This is a genomic window from Amycolatopsis stemonae (genome assembly GCF_054781455.1).
Map to the genome: position 1 here is coordinate 542,484 of NZ_BAAGUJ010000004.1, position 14,577 is coordinate 557,060.

At 70.9% G+C, this 14,577-nt stretch carries 9 protein-coding genes; 6 read left to right on the top strand and 3 right to left on the bottom strand.

Features of this window, described 5'->3' with window-relative positions:
* Positions 1-71: 71 nt before the first annotated feature.
* On the bottom strand, positions 72-4,382 hold the full coding sequence (locus ACYVLJ_RS18265; protein WP_460439491.1) for a GH92 family glycosyl hydrolase: 4,311 nt from the start codon (positions 4,380-4,382) through the stop codon (positions 72-74).
* Positions 4,383-4,528: 146 nt separating this feature from the next.
* Between ACYVLJ_RS18265 and ACYVLJ_RS18270 the strand changes: the two genes are divergently transcribed.
* Both ACYVLJ_RS18270 and ACYVLJ_RS18275 read left to right on the top strand, forming a co-directional pair.
* A complete protein-coding gene (locus tag ACYVLJ_RS18270; protein WP_460439492.1) occupies positions 4,529-6,157 on the top strand; it encodes an alpha/beta hydrolase family protein in 1,629 nt (542 codons plus the stop codon).
* A 42-nt stretch (positions 6,158-6,199) separates the two neighbouring features.
* Positions 6,200-6,832: a class I SAM-dependent methyltransferase gene (locus ACYVLJ_RS18275; protein ID WP_460439493.1), complete on the top strand. Its 633-nt coding sequence runs from the start codon at positions 6,200-6,202 to the stop codon at positions 6,830-6,832.
* Here ACYVLJ_RS18275 and ACYVLJ_RS18280 read toward each other — a convergent pair.
* Together ACYVLJ_RS18280 and ACYVLJ_RS18285 are read right to left on the bottom strand one after the other, a co-directional pair.
* The gene (locus tag ACYVLJ_RS18280; RefSeq protein ID WP_460439494.1) at positions 6,822-8,120 is read right to left on the bottom strand and encodes a M20/M25/M40 family metallo-hydrolase; all 1,299 of its coding nucleotides are present in this window, start codon (positions 8,118-8,120) and stop codon (positions 6,822-6,824) included. The two genes, ACYVLJ_RS18275 and ACYVLJ_RS18280, sit on opposite strands and share 11 nt — an antisense overlap.
* Complete coding sequence (locus tag ACYVLJ_RS18285) at positions 8,113-8,940, bottom strand: M55 family metallopeptidase (RefSeq protein WP_460439495.1); 828 nt, start codon at positions 8,938-8,940, stop codon at positions 8,113-8,115. The genes ACYVLJ_RS18280 and ACYVLJ_RS18285 overlap by 8 nt, the downstream gene beginning before the upstream one ends.
* Before the next feature lie 170 nt (positions 8,941-9,110).
* Here ACYVLJ_RS18285 and ACYVLJ_RS18290 point away from each other — a divergent pair, with 170 nt between their 5' ends.
* The 4 genes from ACYVLJ_RS18290 to nikE are packed head-to-tail and all read left to right on the top strand — an operon-like array spanning position 9,111 to position 14,513.
* On the top strand, positions 9,111-10,943 hold the full coding sequence (locus tag ACYVLJ_RS18290) for an ABC transporter substrate-binding protein (RefSeq protein ID WP_460439496.1): 1,833 nt from the start codon (positions 9,111-9,113) through the stop codon (positions 10,941-10,943).
* A 2-nt stretch (positions 10,944-10,945) separates the two neighbouring features.
* The gene (locus ACYVLJ_RS18295) at positions 10,946-11,965 is read left to right on the top strand and encodes an ABC transporter permease (protein WP_451972843.1); all 1,020 of its coding nucleotides are present in this window, start codon (positions 10,946-10,948) and stop codon (positions 11,963-11,965) included.
* Positions 11,962-12,867, top strand: a complete 906-nt coding sequence (locus ACYVLJ_RS18300) for an ABC transporter permease (RefSeq protein ID WP_451972841.1) — start codon at positions 11,962-11,964, stop codon at positions 12,865-12,867. Before ACYVLJ_RS18295 ends, ACYVLJ_RS18300 begins: the two co-directional genes overlap by 4 nt.
* Positions 12,864-14,513 carry an ABC transporter ATP-binding protein gene (gene nikE / locus ACYVLJ_RS18305; RefSeq protein ID WP_460439497.1) on the top strand — a complete coding sequence of 550 codons (1,650 nt, stop codon included), beginning with the start codon at positions 12,864-12,866 and terminating at the stop codon, positions 14,511-14,513. The genes ACYVLJ_RS18300 and nikE overlap by 4 nt, the downstream gene beginning before the upstream one ends.
* Positions 14,514-14,577: the final 64 nt, after the last annotated feature.

Consider the following 14,577-nt stretch of genomic DNA (forward strand, 5'->3'; position numbering starts at 1 on the left):
ACAGGGAAGGCCTCCTCACCGGCTGCAAGAGCCGGCGAGGAGGCCTTCACCAGGACCTGCCTACCGCGGGACTAGATCGTCGCGCACTGCCCGGCGGCCGGGCCGCGGACGGTGTTCGGCAGGTCGTAGTCCGTCGGGACCGGCGAGTTCGCCGCGCAGGCCAGCGGGCCGCCGACCGTGCTCGACGTCAGCACCGGCCCGTGGTTGCCGGTCAGCGCGACCGGCCCGCCGATCTGGGTCAGCTCGATCGAGACCGTCCCGGTCGTGCCGGTGATCGCCACCGGGCCGCCCACCTTGGTGCGGTTGAGCACGACCTGGCCGGCACCGGTCGCCGAGAGCGGCCCGTTGACCGAACCGCCGCGGACGACCAGCGACGCGCCGTTCGACACGGTCACCGGGCCGGACACCGTCGCGTCCTGCAGGCACACCGTGCCCGAGGAGACCGACAGCGGCCCGTTGGAGGCACCGGTGATCGTCTTGGTGCAGGAGGCGTCCGGCTTGCCCAGCAGCTCGAACTCGGCCAGCTGCGCCGGGGCGCCGGTGCTGGTCGCGGTGACTTCGAGCTTGTAGTAGGCGTAGTGCGCCGGGTTGGCCACCTTGAACGCGCGGGTCTGCTGCCGCCAGCTGAACGCCTGGTTCGTCTGCTGGTCGGCCACCGCCCAGGTCTTGCCGTCGTAGGAGCCCTTCAGCGTCCAGCTCTTCGGGTCGCCCGCACCGGTCTGGGACGTCAGCGTGTAGTGCGTGACGGCCTCGTCGGTGTTGTTCAGCTGGTACTGCAGGGCCCCGGTGACGGCGGCCTGCGTGCGCGACGTGTTGTCGATCAGCGCGGCGGCGTCGGAACCGTCCGAAGTGGACAGCGTGCCCCTGCCCGCGCCGGTCTCGTCGTGCAGCGGCGTCGCGACCGCGTCGCCCTTGGTGATCGACGTCGGCGCGTCGTTCGGGCCGGTGCCCCAGTTCGAGGGGTTCGGGCCCATGTCGAAGTCGATCGTGCCGCCCTTCGCGATCAGGTCCTGCGGCAGCGACGTCGAGGAGTACGCCTTGCCGTTGACCTTCACACCCTGGACGTAGACGTTCTTCGCGGTGTTCTTCGGCGCGTTGATCACCAGGTCCTTGCCGCCGGCCAGGTGGATCGTGGCCTTCTTGAACAGCGGCGACCCGATCGCGTAGTTCGGGCTGCCCATCTGCAGCGGGTAGAAGCCCAGCGAGCTGAAGATGTACCACGCGGACATCTCGCCGTTGTCCTCGTCGCCCGCGTAGCCCTGACCGATCTCGCTGCCGTTGTAGAGCCGCGACAGCGCTTCACGGACCTTCGCCTGCGTCTTCGCGGGCTGACCCGCGTAGTCGTACATGTAGAGCAGGTGGTGCGCCGGCTGGTTGGAGTGGCCGTACTGGCCCATCCGCACGTCCCGCGCCTCCCGCATCTCGTGGATCACCCCGCCGTAGGAGCCGGGGAAGGTGGCGGTCTCCTGGTCGGCGAAGAACTGGTCCAGCTTGGTCGCCAGCCCGGCCTTACCGCCGTAGAGGTTCGCCAGGCCCTGACCGTCCTGCGGCACGGTGAACGCCATGCCCCAGCCGTCGGTCTCGGTGTAGTCCCCGCCCCACGAGCGCGGGTCGTACTGGTCCTTGGTCTTGGTGAACTTGCCGTTCGCGTCCTTGCCCTGGAAGAACCCGACGCTCGGGTCGAACAGGTTCACGTACTGCTGGGCACGGCTGGTGAAGTACTCGTAGTTCTCCTGGTACTCCGCCTTGCGCGGGTCGTTCGGCGCGGCTTCGTCGGCCAGCTTCTTCGACAGGTTCGCGATGCCGAAGTCGTTGACGTAGCCCTCGATCGCCCACGAGAAGCCCTCGCTGGCGGTGTTGGGCGTGTAGCCGAGGAAGATGCCCTGGTCCAGGCCCTTGCGGCCGACCGCCGAGTTCGGCGGAGTCACCGTGGCGTTCTTCAGCGCCGCGTCGTAGGCGGACTTGACGTCGAAGTTCTTGACGCCCTTGAGGTAGGCGTCGGCGAACGCGACGTCGGAGCTCGTGCCGGTCATCAGGTCGGCGTAGCCGGGGGAGGACCAGCGCGCGATCCAGCCGCCGTCGCGGTACTGCTGCACGAACCCGTCGACCATCTTCCCGGCCATGTCCGGGGTCAGCAGCGAGTACGCCGGCCATGTCGTGCGGTAGGTGTCCCAGAACCCGTTGTTGACGTACATCTGGCCGTCGACCACCTTCGACCCGGTCTGGGTCGCGGTGTCCGTCCCGGTCTTCGGCGAGACGGGGCTCGCGTACTTGTACGCGGGCTTGTCGGCGGTGCCGGTGTTCTCCGACTGCGAGTTCGGGTAGAGGAACAGCCGGTACAGGTTCGAGTAGAGCGTCGTGAGCTGGTCCTTCGACGCGCCCTCGACCTCGATCACCTTCAGCTGGTCGTCCCACGCCTTCTGCGCGGCGTCGCGCACCGAGTCGAAGGTCGCCGCGGGGGCGATCTCCTGGGCCAGGTTCTTCTTCGCCTGGTCCACGCTGATCAGCGACGTCGCGATCCGCATGTTCACCGTCTTGTCGGCGCCCGCGTCGAACCGCAGGTAGCCGGTGACGTTGTCGCGGCCCTGCCCGGTGAGCTTGCCGCCCGCGGTGACCGGCTTGTCGAACTGCGCGTAGACGAACATCCGGCCGGCACCGGCGTACACGTTGGTCTCGGTGTAGCCCGAGAGCGTGCCGGTGGCCTGGTCGAGCGTGAGCCCGGCCGAGTTGTTCACGCTGTCGAAGATCAGGCTCGAGTCGGTGCCCGGGAAGGAGAACCGGAACATCGCCGCGTGGTCGGTCGGCGCGATCTCGGTCTTGATCCCGTTCTGGAACTGGACGCCGTAGTAGTGCGCCCGAGCCGTCTCGTCGCTGTGCTTGAAGGCCAGCGCCCGCGCGTCGCGGTTGGCGTCCGGCACCCCGGCGGCCGCGGACGGCATCACCTGGAAGCTCTGCCGGTCACCCATCCACGGGCTGGGCTCGTGGCTCACCGCGAAGGCCTGCAGCTGCGGGAGGTTCTGCGCGTTGTTCTGCGTGCTGTAGTTGTACAGCCAGCTGCTCGAGCCGGCGTCGGTGACCGGGGTCCAGAAGTTGAACCCGTGCGGCACCGCCGTGGCCGGGAAGTTGTTGCCCCGCGAGAACGTGCCGTTGGCCATCGTGCCCCGCGTGGTGACCACGTTGTCACTCGGGCGGGTGCTCGACGGCGGGGTCGGCGTCGCCGAGATCTTCACGTCGTCCAGCCAGCCCTGCAGCGAGCCCGGGCCGTTCGGGTTGTCGTAGCCGACCAGGATCCGGTCGACCGTCTTGCCCTTGGCCACCTGCCCGATCGCCGAGCGCACCAGGTTCCACTGGTTGGCGTAGAGCACCTTCGAGGCGCCCTGGCCTTCCGGGGTCAGCGGGAAGCCGTACTGGTCGGTCGCGCCGAGGTTGCGCAGGTAGGTGCCGTCGGTGAAGGCCAGGTCGATCGCGACGTTCGTGCTGGGGTACTTGAGGTCGCCGGTGATGAACTGCGGCTGCACCTTGTACGACAGCTCGGTCGAGTCGACGACCGGGATGTTCACGTCGAAGATCTTGTTGTACGACCAGCCGTGCCCGGTCGCGGTCTGGCTGCCCGAGTAGCGGAACGCCTTGAGCCCGGTGAAGCCGACGCGGTTCTTGTTCGTGTACCCGCTGGTCGGGCCGGAGTCGACGAAGCTGCGCATGTTCGGCAGCGTCGGCGGCGCCGGGTCGTCGTTGGCCAGCAGCAGCTCCGACATCTGCAGGATCGGGCCGCCGTTGTTGCGCGTGACGTTCAGCCGGTAGTACTTGAACGCGGCGCTCGGCGCGGCGAGCTTGTAGTCCTTCCGCTGGAACCGGGCGGTGAACGCCTGGTCGGTCTGCTTGTCCAGGTCGGTCCAGGCGCTCGCGTCGTTCGAGCCCTGCAGCGTCCAGTCCTTCGGGTCGCGGTTGTCGAAGTCGTTGGCCGAGGAGATCGCGTAGTGCGTGATCGACGTGCCCTCCGACAGCGTGACCTGCGCCCACGCCGTCGGGTCCCACGACAGCCACTTCGTGTCGGTGGTGCCGTCGAACAGGTTCGACACCACCTCGCCGCCGTCGGTGTTCTCGCTGCTGGCGCTGCTCTCGGTGACCTTGCCCCGGATGTCGCCGGGGATGGCGGTGCCGTTCGCGCCGTTCACGCCGTACGCGCGCGGCTTGCCGGCCGCGTCGGTGTCGACGGTGTCGGTCCACGTCGGCTGGACGTCACCGGGCTCGAAGGAGGACGAGAAGTCGGCGGGCAGGGCTTCGTCGGCGGCGGTGGCCGCGGCGGGGAGGGCGACCAGGCCGGCGGCGACCACGGCGGCGGTCACCAGGAAAGCGACCGGCGGTCTGGCGCTTCGGGGCATCATTGCTCCAAGCTCTGGAGGGTGAACTGGGGACCGACGGACGGGGGACCGGCGGCGCCCAGAGAGCGAAACGCGCGGGTGACATCGATGTCAAGACCGGTCGGCAAACCTGGCCAGAACTGGACAACCGAGGGAACGGGAACCCGATGAGACCAGTCCGGATCTTCACCGCCCTGACCGCACTCCTGCTCGTGACCACCGGATCGGTTCCGGTGGCCGCCGCGGCCGACACGGAATCCCCCGTCCGGCCGACCACCACCTGCGGCGACCTCGTCCGCGGGTACGCCCTGCCGGGCGCCACCACGCACGTCACCGCCGCGGCCGTCGTCGCCGCGACCGGCACCGACCCCGAATACTGCGGCGTCAAGGGTTACGTCGAGCCCGCCGTCCGGTTCGAACTGCGGCTGCCCACCAGGACCTACGCCGGCCGCTACCTGCAGTACGGCTGCGGCGGCTTCTGCGGGATCGTCAACCCGCCCGAGTTCGCCGACTGCGGCCTGCCCCACGGTGGCGACGTCGCGGTCGCCGCCACCGACGACGGCCACGTCGGCAAGACCCCCGCGGTCGTCGACGACGGCAGCTGGGGTGCGAACGACCAGGCCGCGCGCAACGACTTCGAATTCCGCGCACCCCACGTCGTCTCGCGCGCCTCGAAGGCGATCATCCAGGCCTTCTACGGCTCCCCGCCGCGCAAGTCCTACTTCACCGGCTGCTCCGACGGCGGCCGCGAAGGCCTCCAGCTGGCCCAGCGCTACCCGGCCGACTTCGACGGCATCGTCGCCGGCGCGCCCGCAAACCACTGGTCGCCCCTGCTGGCGTTCCAGGCCTGGCTCGCCCGGGGCAACACCGCCGCCGACGGCAGCCCGATCCTCACCGCCGCCAAGCTGCCCGCGCTCCACGCCGCCGTGCTCGCCGCCTGCGACCGCCTCGACGGGCTCGCCGACAGCCAGCTCGACGACCCCCGCGCGTGCCGCTTCGACCCGGCGAAGCTCACCTGCCACGGCGCCGACACCCCGTCGTGCCTCACCCCGGCGCAGGTCGCCGCGACCCGCAGGATCTACTCGCCGCCCACCGACCCCCACGGCACCCTGCTCTACCCCGGCGGCGAGCTGCCCGGGTCCGAGCTGTCCTGGGCCGGCTGGATCATCCCCACCCCGGAGACCGGCGGCGTCTCGTTCGCCCGCAGCCTCGCCGACAACTACCTGCGCTACCTCGGCTACCCGATCGGCGCACCGGCCTCGACCGTCGACACCTTCGCCTTCACCCGGCGCGAGTTCGACCGGCTCACCCCGGTCGGCGTCCGCTACAACGCGATGAGCCTCGACCTCTCGGCGTTCCAGCGGCGCGGCGGCAAGCTCGTGCTCTGGCACGGCTGGGCCGACGAAGCCATCCCGCCGGCCGGCACGCTGGACTACTACCAGCGGCTCACCCGCGGCCAGGCCCAGGACTGGGTCCGGCTGTTCATGGTCCCGTCGCTCTACCACTGCGGCGGCGGCACCACGCTCACCGAGTTCGACCCGCTCAAGCAGCTGGTCGCCTGGGTCGAACGCGGCACCACACCCACGGTCGTGACGGCCACCGGTCGCGACCCGGCCGGAACGGTCACCCGGACCCGGCCGGTGTTCACATACCCGCAGCGCGCGGTCTACGACGGCACCGGCAGCGTCGACGACGCGGCGAACTTCCGCCCGGCCCCGCCCGCGTCACCGGTCCGGGACGTCGTCGGCTGGGCCGGCGACGGCCTGTACTTCCTGCCGGGCCCGGTCGCCCGGTAAAAGGCCTCACGCGGCTCCGGCGTCGTCGCTAAGGTCACGATCATGACGACACCGGAGCCCGCCGACCGAGTCCTGTCCCGCGCTTCCCTCGCCGAGGGCAGCCCGACCCGTTGGTTCGACGAGCTGTACACCGCGGCCGCGCGGGGCGAGGCCGAGGTGCCGTGGACCCGCGGCGCCCCCAACCCGGACCTGGCCGCCTGGATCACCCCCGGCGACGGCCGCCGGGCACTGGTCGTCGGCAGCGCCCTGGGCGACGACTCGGAGCTGCTGGCCTCGGCGGGCTGGACGGTCACGGGCTTCGACGTCGCCCCGACCGCGGTCGAAGCCGCCCGCGCGCGGTTCCCGGAGTCCACAGTGGACTACGTGGTGGCGGACCTGCTCAGCCCGCCGGGGGAGTGGCGCCACGCGTTCGACCTGGTCGTGGAAATCATCAACATCCAGTCGATGCCCCGCGACTTCCGGCCCACGGCGATTGCCTCACTGGCCGGTTTCCTCGCCCCCGGCGGCACCCTGGTGGTCTCCGAGGTCGCGGAGGAGAACACCGAGCCCGAGGCGGGCCCGCCGTGGCCGTTCAGCCGCGCGGAGATCGAGTCGGTCGCCCAGGACGGCGTCAAGCTGGTCAGCCTGGAGACGGTCCGCGAAGGCCTGCGCTACTGGGCGGAGTTCACGCGCTAGCGAGGAACCGCGACAGCACGCGCGTCCCGAAGTGCAGACCTTCCACCGGCACCCGCTCGTCCACCCCGTGCGCCATCGCGCGGTACGGGAAGCCCTTCGGCAGCCACAGCGGCGCGAACCCGTAGTTCGCGATTCCCAGCTGCGCGAACGCCTTCGCGTCCGTCCCGCCACCCAGGCAGTACGGCACCACCACGGCTTCGGGGTCCTCGGCCCGCAGAGCGGCGGCCATCGACGAGAACCACGGCGAGTCCACCGGCGCCTGCACCGGCGGCTGGTGCGCGACGAACTCCCGCGTCACGCCCTCGCCGAGCAGCTCGTCCAGCACCGCGAACAACGCGTCTTCGGTCCCGGGCAGCACCCGCACGTCCACCTGGGCCGTCGCCGTCGACGGGATCACGTTCACCTTGTAGCCCGCGTCCAGCATCGTCGGCGTGGTGCTGTTCCGGATCGTCGGCAGCACCAGACCGCCCGCCGGGCCCAGGGCCGCCACCGCCGCGTCCACGCCGTCCGAAGAGGACAGATCCACCGGAACCCCCAGCGCGGCGCCGGTCCGGTCCAGGAACGCCCGCACCGCCGGCGTCAGCGAAACCGGCCAGCGATGCGACGCGATCCGGTGCAGGGCGCCGGCCAGCCGGGTGACCGCGTTCTCGTCGTTCGGACGCGACCCGTGCCCGGCGCGGCCGCGGGCGGTCAGCCGCAGGTGCGCCGTCCCGCGCTCCGCCGTCCCGACCGGGTACAGGTGCACGTCGCGGCCGTCCGCCGCCGGCACGTGGTAGGTGTAGCCGCCCGACTCGCTGATCGCCGCTTCGCAGCCTTCGAACAGCTCGGGATGCGTCGCGACCAGCCAGTGCGCGCCCCACTCGCCGCGGTCCTCCTCGTCGGCGACGAACGCCAGCACCAGCTCGCGCCGCGGCCGCACCCCGCCGGCCAGCGCGGCCAGGACCATCGCGACGAAGTCCTTCATGTCGGTCGCGCCGCGGCCCCACAGGTACCCGTCGCGGACCTCGCCGGCGAACGGCGGCACCGACCAGTCCGCCGCATTCGCCGGGACGACGTCCAGGTGCCCCTGCACCAGCAGCGCCGGCAGCGACGGGTCCGTCCCCGGCACGCGCGCGAGCACGCTGGCCCGCCCGGGCGCGGCCTCCAGGATCCGCGACGGGATACCGAGGCCGTCGAGGAACGCCGCCACGTACTCCGCCGCCGGGCGCTCCGGCCGGGCGTCGTTGTTCCCGCGGTTGGTCGTGTCGAACCGGATCAGGTCCGCGCACAGCTCGACGACGTCAGCCATAGATGCCCTGCACCGCCCCGCCCGCGATCGCCGTGACCACCTTGAACGCCTTCATCGCCTCGGTCATGTTCGGCGCGTCGAACCCGACCCGCCGGGTGCCGATCTGCTCGACCGTCGGGATCACCGCCGTCGCCTGGGCCAGGTGGCTCGCGTCGAACTCCACCTCGATCCGGTGACCGCCGACCTGCCGCTCCTCACGTCCGGCCCGCGCCATCGCCTCGGCCGCCGCGCCCGTCAGCAGCTCCGCCGTGCGCGCCGGCGGCAGGCAGATCGCCGCGTACCGGCTCACGCACTCCTTCACCGGCACCAGCTCCGACTCCGGAGCGTAGTCACGGGCGTCGTCGCATGTTTTGTCGTCACCCGAAACGAGCAGGACAGGGACGCCGTACTCGGCGGCCACCGCCGCGTTCAGCCGGCCCTCGCTCGCCGGGACGTCGTCCAGCCACACCCCGGTGATCTGGTTCTCCAGATAGGTGTGGGAAAGCACCCCGTCGAACCCCGCGCCGGCGTGGTAGCCGAGGAACACCACACCGTCCACACCGGAGTCGATGCCCTGCATCATCGACAGCGGCTTGTGCCGCCCGGTGAGCATCCGCGCCCGCGGGTCGAGGTCTTCCAGCAGCAGATTCCGTTGCGAGGAATGCGCTTCGTTGACCAGCACGTCGCTCGCCCCGCCGTCGAACAGCCCCGCCAGCACCGCGTTGACGTCGCCGGTGAACAGCCGCCGGAAGCGGTCCCACTGCGGCGATCCGGGCACGACGTCGTCGGTCCACGTGACGCCCGTGGCGCCTTCCATGTCCGCCGAGATCATGATGCGCATGCCCGGCACTCTAACCAGCCCGCGCCCCGCCCGGCCGCACGCTCCCCGGTCACACCGCGTGACCGGACCTGATCGATAACGATCGGACACCTGCCAGGGCGGCAACATATTGCGCGGTTGTCCCGATATGTGGTTACTTCTCGTCCTTGGGGAGGCTCACAGTGCGAACGATGGGGTGGTTTCCGGTGCATTTCCAACGCAGAGTCGGGCGGTTCGGCCGCGTGGGCGCGGTCGTGGCGGCCGCGACGCTGACGGCGATCCCGCTCGCCGTCCCGGCCCAGGCCCAGCAGGGCAAGGTGCTGCGGGTCGCGCTCACCACCGGCATCGACCACCTCAACCCGTTCACCGCGTCGCTCGCCGCGTCCACGCAGGTCGGGCGGTTCGTCTACGAGTTCCTCACCATCCCCTCGGCCGAGACCGCGCAGGCCTCGCCCGCGCTCGCCGAGTCGTGGACGCCCTCGGCGGACAAGCTGACCTGGACGTTCAAGATCCGCTCCGGCGCCAAGTGGAGCGACGGGCAGCCGGTCACCGCCAAGGACGCCGCGTTCACGTTCAACCGGATGCTCACCGACGAGAACGCCCGCACCGCCAACGGTAGCTACGTCACCAACTTCGACACGGTCACCGCGCCCGACGACACCACCCTGGTCATCAAGACCAAGACCGTGCAGTCGGACATGAACCTCCTCGACGTCCCGATCGTCCCCGAGCACGTCTGGGCGCCGATCAAGGACCTCAACGACCCCAAGACCGACGACATCTCGGTCGTCGGCGTCGGGGACGGCCCGTACCAGCTCACCGAGTACAAGCAGAACGAGTACGTCAAGTTCAAGGCCAACAAGAACTACTGGCGCGGCGCCCCGCAGGTCGACGAGCTGCAGCTGCTGGTGTTCAAGGACGCCGAGGCCGCGGTGAACGCCCTGCGCCAGGGCGAGGTCGACGTCATCAACCGGCTCACCCCGACCCAGTTCGACTCCCTGCAGGGCCAGCCGAACATCGCCACCAACGCCGCGCCCGGCCGCCGCTATGACGAGATCAACCTCAACTTCGGCGTCCAGAACAGCGAAAACCAGCCGATCGGCAACGGCAACCCCGTGCTCAAGGACATCCGGCTGCGCAAGGCGATCGTGCAGGCCATCGACCGCCAGACGATCGTCGACCGCGTCGCGGGCGGGCACGCCCAGCCCGGCACCGGCATCGTCCCGCCGATCTACAAGGCCTACCACTGGGAGCCCACCGGGGCCGACCAGGTCAAGTTCGACATCGCCGCCGCCAACACCGCGCTCGACCAGGCCGGCTACGCCAAGGGCGCCGACGGCGTCCGCGTCGCCCCGGGTGGCGCGAAGCTCGAGCTGCGGCTGACCGGGCACGCCAACCGCCCCTACGACCAGCGGCTCGCGCAGTACGTCTCCGGCTGGCTCAAGGACATCGGCATCACGGTCAAGCAGGAGCTCGTCTCCGATGACGAGCTCAACGACCGCACCAACGCGGGCAACTACGACCTCGCCGTCTCCGGCTACGCCACCAACCCGGACCCGGACTCCGCGCTGCAGCTGCACACCTGCGCGGCCCGGCCGAATGCCCAGGGCAAGGGCGCCACGACGGACACGTTCTTCTGCGACCCCGAGTTCGACGCCCTGCGCGCCAAGCAGCTCACCCAGACCGACGACACCCAGCGCGCCGAGACGGTGAAGCAGGCCCAGGCCCGGCTCGCGAGCCAGGCCGTGAACGTCGTGCTCGACTACCAGAACTCGCTCGAGGCCTACCGCTCCGACAAGTTCTCCGGCTTCACCAAGCAGCCCCAGCCCGAGGGCGCGATCCTCGAGCAGTCCGGCTACTGGGGCGTCTACGGCGCCACCCCGGCCGGCAGCGAGGCCACGGCGGACTCCGGCAGCAGCGGCACCGTCGTGTGGATCGTCGTCGGCGCCATCGTCGTCGTGATCCTCGTCGGCGGCGGCATCATCATCAGCCGGCGGAACAAGACCTCGGAAGACCGCGAGTAACGATGACCACGCCCGACCAGGCCGCGGTGCTCGTCGACCCCGACGAGCACCGCGGCGGGACCGGCACCGCCCGGTTCGTCCTCAAGAAGCTCGTCGAAGCCGTCGTCAGCATCGCGCTGGTGATCGTGCTGTTCTTCTTCCTCTTCCGGATGCTGCCCGGCGACCCGGTCGCGACCATGGTCCGCGAACGGCCCACCGACCCGCAGCAGGTCGCCGAGCTGCGCGAACGCCTCGGCGTCGACAAGCCCGTGCTGCAGCAGTTCGGCGACTACGTCGGGAAGCTGCTGCACGGCGACTTCGGCACGTCCTACCTGGAGAACCGCCCGGTCGGCGACATGATCGCCGAACGGCTCTGGCCGACCGTCCTGCTCGTCGGCAGCGCCACCGTGCTCGCCGTCGTCCTCGGTCTCTGGCTCGGCACCCGGGCCGCGTGGCGCCGTGACAGCGCGTTCGACCGCACCCAGACCGGCATCGCGCTGACCCTGTGGTCGGTGCCGCAGTTCTGGCTCGGCCTGATCCTGCTCGTCGCGACCAACGGGCTGTTCCCCAGCCGCGGCATGCACTCCCCGGACGCCGCGCCCGGCTTCTTCCCCCAGACCCTCGACGTGCTGCACCACCTCGTGCTGCCGTGCGTGACGCTGCTGGCGGTGTTCTACGCCCAGTACATGCTGATCATGCGGTCGTCGCTGCTGGGGGAGATGAACGCCGACTACCTCACCACCGCCCGCGCCAAGGGCCTGCGCGACGACCTCGTCCGGCGCCGCCACGCCGTGCCCAACGCGCTGCTGCCCACCACGACGCTGGTGTTCATGCAGTTCGGCATGGTCGTCTCCGGCGCCGTCTCGGTCGAGGCCGTGTTCAGCTGGCCCGGCCTCGGGCAGCTGACCTACCAGTCCCTGCACGGCCCGGACCTGCCGGTGCTGCAAGGGGTCTTTGTCGTCCTCGCCGGCGCCGTCGTGCTGATGAACCTGCTCGCGGAACTGCTCTACCGCGTGCTCGACCCCAGGGTGCGGACCTCATGACCACCGCCGAGACCATCGAATCGCCGCGCGCGATCGCCTGGCGGCGGCGCCGTCAGGCGGTGGCGAAGACCTGGCACGAGTTCGCCGCCCAGAAGGGCGCGCTGACCGGGCTGATCCTGCTCGCCGTCACCGTCGTGCTGGCGCTGCTGCTGCCGTTTGTCAGCGACGAAGGCGGCCTGGACGTCACCAAGGCCGACGGCGGCGCGCTGAGCCCGCCCAGCGGCAAGTACTGGCTCGGCACCGACATCGACGGCCGGTCGGTGCTGCTGATGACGCTCTGGGGTGCCCGGATCTCCCTGCTCGTCGGCTTCTCCGCCACCATCCTCTCGGTGCTCATCGGCACGCTGATCGGCATCACCGCCGCGCACTTCGGCGGCTGGACGTCGACGATCCTGATGCGCTTCACCGACTTCTTCCTGGTGCTGCCGTCACTGGTGCTCGCGATCGCGCTCTCGGCCGTGCTGCCCCACGGCGTCTTCACCGTCATCGTCGCCATCGGCCTCACCGCCTGGCCCAGCACCGCGCGGCTGGTCCGCGCCCAGACCCTCACCATCGAAAGCCGTCCGTACATCGAGCGCGCCCGGGCCCTCGGCGGGGGACACGCGCACGTCGTCGGCAAGCACGTCCTGCCCGGCGTGCTGCCGCTCGTGCTGGCCAACACCACGCTCGTCGTCGGCAACGCCGTCATCGCCGACGCCACGCTGGCCTTCCTCGGCGTCGGCGACCCGAACGCGGTCTCCTGGGGCGCGATGCTCGAGACCGCGCTCAACAACGGCGCCGTCACCCGCGGCGCGTGGTGGAACCTGCTCCCGCCGGGCATCGCCATCGTGCTCGTCGTCCTCTGCTTCACCCTGGTCGGCCGGGGACTGGAGACCGTGCTCAACCCGAGGTTGAAGAAGTGACCCCGCTGCTGCAGCTGAAGGACCTCACCGTCACCTACACCACGGCGGGCGGCGACGTCCCCGCCGTGCGCGGGGTCGACCTCACCCTCGACCCCGGCGACACCCTCGGCGTCGCGGGGGAGTCGGGGTCGGGCAAGTCGACCGTCGCGATGAGCGTGCTGCGGCTCCTGCCGCGCTCGGCGAAGATCAGCGGCGAGATCCTGCTCGAGGGCGAGGACGTCACCGCGATGAAGTGGGGCCGCCTGCGCGCGGTCCGCTGGGCCGAGGCGTCCGTGGTGTTCCAGGGCGCCATGCACGCGCTCAACCCGGTCCGCAAGATCGGCGAGCAGATCGCCGAGCCGCTGCGGCTGCACCCGCCCGAAGGCGGCAAGGCCCTCACCGACGCCGGGGTCGACGCGCGCGTCGCCGAGCTGCTCACCCAGGTCGACCTGCCCCCGAGCCGGGCCGGTGCCTACCCGCACGAGCTCTCCGGCGGGCAGAAGCAGCGCGTCATGATCGCCATGGCCCTGGCGTGCTCGCCCCGGCTGATCATCGCCGACGAGCCGACCACCGCCCTCGACGTCATCGTCCAGGCCCAGGTCCTCGCCCTGCTCTCGCGGCTGGTCGCCGAGCAGGACATCGGCCTGATCATGATCAGCCACGACCTGTCCGTGCTCGCCGCCACCTGCCGGCGCATCGCCGTGATGTACGACGGCGAGATCGTCGAAGAAGGCCCCAGCACCGATGTGATGGGCTCGCCCCAGCACGAACACACGCGTGCGCTCGCCGCGGCGTTCCCGACCGTCGGCGACCCGGTGTCCCGGTTCGCCCCGGCCACCAGCACCCCGCTGCCGCCGGAACCGGAAGCACGGGCCGCCGGCGAGCCCCTGCTGGCCGCGGAGAACCTCCGCGTCTCCTTCCGCGACCGCACCGGCAAGCGCATCGACGCCGTCGCCGGGGTCGACCTGACGGTGTCCCGCGACGAGATCGTCGCGCTGGTCGGCCAGTCCGGCTCCGGCAAGACGACGCTCGCCCGCACCCTGCTCGGCCTGCAGAAACCCGACTCCGGCGTGGTCCGCTACGCCGGGAAACCGGTCCCGGCGGGCGGCGCCGGGCTCAAGGCCTACCGCCGTCAGGTCCAGCTCGTCCTGCAGGATCCGACCAGCGCGCTCAACCCGGCCCACACGGTCTACGAGGCCGTCGCCGAGGGCCCCCGGATCCACGGCCTGCCCGACGAACGCTCGGTCGTCCACCGGGCCCTGGAGGCCGCCGAGCTGCGGCCCGCCGAGAAGTACGCCGACCGGCTCCCGCACGAGCTCTCCGGCGGCCAGCGCCAGCGCGTCGTGATCGCCGGGGCGCTGGCCCTCGAACCGTCGGTCGTGGTGGCCGACGAGCCGGTCGCCTCCCTGGACGCGTCCGTGCGCGGTGAGATCCTCGGCCTGCTGCTGCGGTTGCGGCGTGAGCTGGGCCTCGCCGGCCTGGTGATCACCCACGACCTGGGCCTGGCGTGGAACATCGCCGACCGCGTCGCCGTGATGTACCGCGGCGAGCTCGTCGAAACCGGGACGGTGGAACAGGTCCTGCTCGACCCGCAGCACGAGTACACGAAGTCCCTGCTGGCCGCCCTGCCCGGCGGCACCGCCCAGCGCCGCACCGTCGGGAGCTGACGCGGTACGGGCCGGAAACCCGGCACTGCGGGAAGCTCACTCAGGCGCGGTGTGTAACCTCCGA